The organism is Methanoculleus sp. UBA430, from assembly GCF_002506585.1.
In the GTDB taxonomy this organism is placed as follows: domain Archaea; phylum Halobacteriota; class Methanomicrobia; order Methanomicrobiales; family Methanoculleaceae; genus Methanoculleus.
In genome coordinates this window covers 388-6197 of sequence record NZ_DAXW01000013.1, presented here as the reverse complement: position 1 = coordinate 6197, position 5810 = coordinate 388, and the positions used below count along the sequence as shown (strand labels likewise).

Here is a 5810-nt window from a genome sequence, read left to right as displayed (position 1 = left end):
GGGTGAGGTTTTTCGAAGTTCTCTGGAATATGTGAGAATAGAATTTAGCCCACTTGCCCCGGGTGGAATAAAGAACAGCATCACGGGGGCAAATAAACGACAATATTCTGTTGGAAAACACAAATCCTTTGTTCGCCTGCACGCATATCCCCTGGGAGGGCTGCCTTGCCCCATCTATATGCAAATGAAAGTCTTTATCCAGTATTTTCCATACCTCTTGGACCCGAATATTGGCAAAGCAGTGTGCTTCGACCCAGTTGTCTGTTGCCCACAGGTATCCAGGATAACAGGTGTTAGCCTGGCGATCATTGATATTGACAAAGTGGAACCAGTCTTTGTTCCATTCTCCAGGGATCTCGTTCAATACCAAGTCTATGCCTCGAATTGCCGAGAGCAGACCTGCGAGAACCATATAGTGTGATTATCCCCGTTGGGTAACATGGGGTACTCTTAACATTTGCAGGTACAACGGAAACCGTATATCCGCCAAAAAAGAAAAGACCTCCCGATGCCCCTCAGGACTTCGAGATCTCCGCGTAGTAATAGTCCCCGGCCGCGATCTGTTCCCTGTCCAGGAACGAACCCGGCTTGTTGATCCGCGGTCTCCCGCTCTTGTCCCGCCGGAAGGTGATCCCGAGCGCTTGTAAGAACCGGTTCATGCCCGGCGCCATATCGAACGGCCCCGCGGCCTTGCCGTGCAGGCCCGGCTCGCCCTCGAAGACAAGGATCCGGTCGCTGATCATGTCGATGACGTAGATGTCGTGGTCGATCACGAGCGTGCTCGCGTCCCGCCCTTCGGCGTGCTTCCGGATCATCCGCGAGATCTTCACCCGCTGCTCCACGTCGAGGTGAGCGCTCGGCTCGTCTAAGATGTAGAGGTCGGCATCACGCGAGAGGCAGATCGCGATCGCCACACGCTGGAGTTCGCCGCCGGAGAGCGTGGTTATGGGCGCCTGGAGGAGCTGCGAGAGCGAGAGGGGTTCTAAGATCTCGTGCTGGTAGTATGACGTGTCGAACTTCACCGTCGTCTGCCGGAGCATCTCCTCGACGGTCGCCTCCGTGTCGCCCTTGAGGTACTGCGGCTTGTAGGAGATCCGCACCCGGGTGTCCATCGCCCCGGTATCGGGTTCGAGCACCCCGGCAAGGAGCTGGGCAAAGGTGCTCTTGCCGATACCGTTCGCCCCGAGGACCCCGAGGACCTCGCCGCTCCGGATCTCCCCGCCGTCGATGGTGAGCGAGAACCGGTCAAAGCGCTTTGTCATCGCCGGGAACTCGAGCAGCACCTCCCGGTTCGAGTCGGCGGCATGGGCCCGGGTATCGAACGTCACCGGATAGGTCCTGAACCGGACGTTCTCCTCCGGGAGGAAACCCTCCAGGTACTGGTTGATCCCTATCCGGACGCCCTTCGGGTGGGTGATGACACCGAAGACCGCCGGTTCTCCGTAGGCGATGTGCACCGTATCGGCAAGCATATCAAGGATAGCGAGGTCGTGCTCAACGATCACGACGGGCCGTTCCTGGGCGAGTTCGCGGATCAGGTTTGCGGCGGCCATCCGCTGGTAGACGTCGAGGTAGGGCGTGATCTCATCCAGGAAGTAGAAGTCTGCATCCCGCGCGAGGCAGGCGGTGATCGCCACCCGCTGCAGCTCGCCGCCGGAGAGGGTCGTGATCGGCCGGTCGATGACGGCACGAAGCGAGAGCCGGTCGACGTAGTGATCGAGCTTCCCGCGCTCGTCGGTCGTCGCGAGGAGATCGCGCACCGACCCGGAGAAGACCTTCGGTATCTGGTCGATGTACTGCGGCTTTACGGCGACCTTCACGTTCTTCTGGGAGAGCACCTGGAGGTAATCGAAGAGCTCGGTTCCCTGGTAGAGGTCGAGGACCTCCTTCCAGGAGACTGCAGAATCGGTCCTCCCCAGGTTCGGGATGAGCGTGCCCGAGAGAATCTTCACCGACGTGCTCTTGCCGATACCGTTCGGGCCGAGGATGCCGGTGACCTTCCCCTCGACGGGGATCGGGAGGCCGTAGAGGACGAAGCCGTTCTGGCCGTAGCGGTGGGTCGGCTGGTCGAGTTGTTCGGGGAGGTTGACGATATCGAGAGCCTCAAACGGACACTTCTTCACGCAGATGCCGCACCCGACACAGAGCTCCTCGGATATGACGACCTTCTGGTCTTCGCCGATGACGACGGTCTCGTCGCCGGTCCGGACACGCGGACAGTAGATGATGCACTCGGTGCCGCACTTTACGGGGTGACACCGATCACGGTGTACAACAGCAATACGCATGGGGAATCACAGAACAGTGGTGGTTAAGAGGATCGTCCAGGTCATGAACCAGAGCGCAAACGTCATGAAACTCTGATAAAACCAGTCTTTTTTGTTCAGCTCCATGTAGTCGATCCGGATGAGCATGAAGACGTGCTTCTGGAAGACGACGCCTGCCGCGAGAAGGAGCAGGCCGATGATGGCGTTTGGCTGGAGCCCGGTGACCGGGTCCGCGGTGCCGGAGAGGTAGAACGAGAGTCCTCCGGTCAGAATACCCATGAAGCAGGCTACAAGCGTCCGTTTTATTCGATTCCTGTGCTCGACCTGTTTCTCGGCACGTGTCCGCGGCCGTGTTTTATCAACCTCTGCGGCTACCGCATTCTCACTCATCTTGACACCAATGTTACGCCGTTCCTGGAAGGGGAGGTCGCCCCGGCACGGCGGCCCGGCGAAAAGAACGGGCCAGCGGCCACTTCCCGGATTGACGGAATTATTACATTATAGGGTGTTCTCCGGTTATAAAGATAGGTACCTCCGGCCCTGCGGAACCGGCGGCCCTGACCGATCAACGTGATCCGCAGCAGTCCTTCAGCGGGAGGAGGCGCAGTGAAGAGACGCCGGATAACCCGGGATCATTCGATCGTATACCGCAGGAGCGCCGCAACGCCGCCGAGGGCTGCGAGGCGCTCCCCGGGCTCGAACTCGGTGCTCAGCACCACGACCGATGCGTTGAGGCGCTCGGCCCGCTCGATGAGCATCGTTGTCCCTTCGTCCCGGAGCAGGGTGTCGGAGACGAGGACCGTCTCCGCCGCACCGTAGGCGATCGCCTTTTCGACCTCGTCGATACCGTAGGCGACAGCCCCTCCGGTAGCAACCCGGAGCAGGACCTCGTCCATCAGCCCGACTTCCCGGGCAAGGTGGAGGTCGCCGAGCAGCCGCTCGATAATCCCCTGCCCGATCACCTCCTGCACGGCGCCCCGCCCGATACGCCGCGTCTCGACGACGACCATCCGCTCCGCGAGGTCGGGTGCACGGGCTCTCACGTAATTCGCGAACTCGTCCTTCACGAACCCCGGACCCGCCACGACGAGCGGTCCCGTAACCGCGGTGAGGGCCTCGAGCGTCTTCTCGAAGAGCACCGACCGGGTGCCGGTATCGGCACCCTTGCTGCTCCCGGCCGTGACGGTGGTCACCCACTCCGGGCCGAACTGGCGCAGGCGGTAGACCTGCGCTTCCCCCTCCTCAACGCTCACGATGTGGACCACGCCGTAGGCCGAGGCATCGACGGCCCGCCGTATCCGCTCGCAGTCGACGGACCGCCACCGCTTGATGACCGAGATCTCAAACCCGGGTTCAACGTTGAGGGTGTGGTGCGCTGTGACGTCCACCCCGCTCTCGATGACCCCGGCGATGCGGAGGCGGTTCGTGTGCTGGTGAAACTCCACCTTCTCGACCCGGATCCCGAGCCGGACCGGCCGTTTCTCCACCTTCTCCGGCCGGAGTTTGTCGGTTGCCGCCTCCACGCTCCGGAACGTCGTCGCAAAGACGAGATCCCCCGGCCCGACCAGGTGGGAGAGGTGCCAGATGTCGTCGAGCGTCTCAGGAAAGAGGCGTATCTCGCCGAACTGATTCCTCAGCTCACGCACTTCAGATTTCATGATTCCACGATATCGGAGCCTCCCGGCGGGACGAACGCGGCGACCGCCTCGGTGTTCAGGGCGTTCTTGAGCCCTTTCCACTCGTCCTCCGAGAGTTTCTCCCTGAGCGCCCGGACCACCTTCTTTGCCGTGTCGTTTTGCTCGAACTGCCCGGGAAGGAGTTCCACCCGGACCTTCGCACGTCCGGCGACGGCCGAGGGCGGGCCGCCGATGACGGCGACCGCGGGTGCCATCGCAAGACCGATCGCCACCCCGAGGGGGACGTTCCGGAAGTACTGCCGCTCTCCCCGGACGATGAAGGCGCCCCGGGCCACGTACTCGCCGGACTCGGCCGTCTTGCTCACCTGGTCGGGGCGGGCTGCGTAGACGTCCGCCGTGAAGTGCCCGGCCTTCCAGGCATTTGAGTAGGATGCGGCGAACTGGACGGCCTCGTCCAGGTGTTCGGTCGCGCCCTTTACGATGACGACGCTTCCACCGTGGACGTCGGCGTGGACGAAGAGGTCCCCGCCTTCCATATACTTCTTGACGAGTTCCTCGTTCTGGGAGGCGTCCCGGCCGCCGATGACAAGGACGCCGTCGGAGGTGGTGAACCAGCGGAACCGGTGATACCACCGCTTCTTCAGGAGGGCAAGGGTCTGTTTCTGCCGGGGCTTCTCGGGGACCATCCGCTCCATCGCCGCGAGTGCGCCCGTCTTCTTCTTCCGGAACTTCTTGATCTGGTCGTAGTAGCGGCCGAGGTTCTGCTCGATCGTCTCGTGGACGTAGATCTTCACCCGCTCGCCCGAAAGGTCGAGTTCCACCGCCGCCTCGGCAGGGTGGACCGCCCGGACCATCTTCGCCGCCGGGTTATCGCCGTTGGATTTGAGGATCTGCTCGATCTCCTGCCACGAGCGCTCTTTACTCGCGTCATCGAGCGTCGTTATGATTCCGGCAACAGCAGTGTAGTTCTCGTAGATCACCTCTACGACCCGCTGGTAGCGCTCGACCTTCTTCTCAAACCCCTTGATCGCCTCCGCCTGGCGCCGGCGGATCACCTCCGCCTGGGAGAGGCGGGGTTTCTCGGTGGCTGCGGCCTCCTTCTCCCCCGCGACCTCCGGGTAGAAGGCATCCAGAGCCTCGCTGAAGGTCGCAAACCGCTCGCGAACCTCCTCGCCGGCAAGCACCACCGGCCAGCACCCGGACGGCGTTATTACCGGATCGCTCCGCCCAGAGACCGCGGCCATCAACCGTTCAAATGCCTCCCGGACCGCCGCCGCGTCCACCTCGGCGGCCGCGGCGCTCTTCTCGACACCCGCGATCCGGCAGACCTCTTCGGCGTACGCCCCGCCGAGCATGCACCCGACCGCGAGCGTCCGGACGATGTCGCGGTCGGACCCATCAAGCATCCCCTGGAACGCTTCCGGGGAGAGAGACGAGCAGTCGGCCCCCTCAAAGGCGTAGACGGCGCCGGGGACCACCTCCCGGGTCTTGAACCGGTGGTGCCAGAGGGGTTTGATGATCGTGTAACGTTCGTCGCAGAGGATCGCGTTCCCCTCGTCGAAGAGCTCGAAGATGAGATGGTAGGTCGTATCCCGCTTCCCGACGTCGATGCTCATGGTGCGCTCAAGCCCGAGCTGGCGGATGCCGAGCACCTTCCCGCCCTCGAGGTGCTTTCTGAGCAGCATCGCAAAACTCGGCGGGTTCTTCGGGGGTGTGGGGAACTCCGCAGTGAAGTGGGCGCGCCGTCCGGTCTCGATGAGCAACAGGTATTTTGCCCGGTCCTCCCCGTTTAGCCTGATACCGAGGGTCTTTGCGTCGAACTGGTAGATCTTGCCGACCCAGAGCGGGAGGCGATCGGCAGACTCCGCCACCAGCGCCCGAAGATCGACCCCGCTCATTCCCTGTA

General features: G+C 62.4%; 5 protein-coding genes. All 5 read right to left on the bottom strand.

The window, feature by feature from the left end; all coding sequences use genetic code 11:
* Positions 1–412 (bottom strand): hypothetical protein (locus BRA49_RS10455; RefSeq protein WP_292385873.1); only part of this gene is annotated, 412 nt, incomplete at its 3' end.
* 103 nt (positions 413–515) lie between these two features.
* Positions 516–2288, bottom strand: coding sequence for a ribosome biogenesis/translation initiation ATPase RLI (locus BRA49_RS10450; protein WP_292385871.1), 1773 nt, complete (start codon positions 2286–2288; stop codon positions 516–518).
* Positions 2289–2294: 6 nt separating this feature from the next.
* On the bottom strand, positions 2295–2657 hold the full coding sequence (locus BRA49_RS10445) for a hypothetical protein (protein WP_292385869.1): 363 nt from the start codon (positions 2655–2657) through the stop codon (positions 2295–2297).
* 242 nt (positions 2658–2899) lie between these two features.
* Positions 2900–3925 (bottom strand): mRNA surveillance protein pelota, encoded by a 1026-nt coding sequence (locus BRA49_RS10440; protein ID WP_292385867.1) that lies wholly within the window; start codon positions 3923–3925, stop codon positions 2900–2902.
* A partial coding sequence (gene rqcH, locus BRA49_RS10435) for a ribosome rescue protein RqcH (RefSeq protein ID WP_292385864.1) occupies positions 3922–5810 on the bottom strand: 1889 nt, incomplete at its 5' end. The genes BRA49_RS10440 and rqcH, both read right to left, overlap by 4 nt.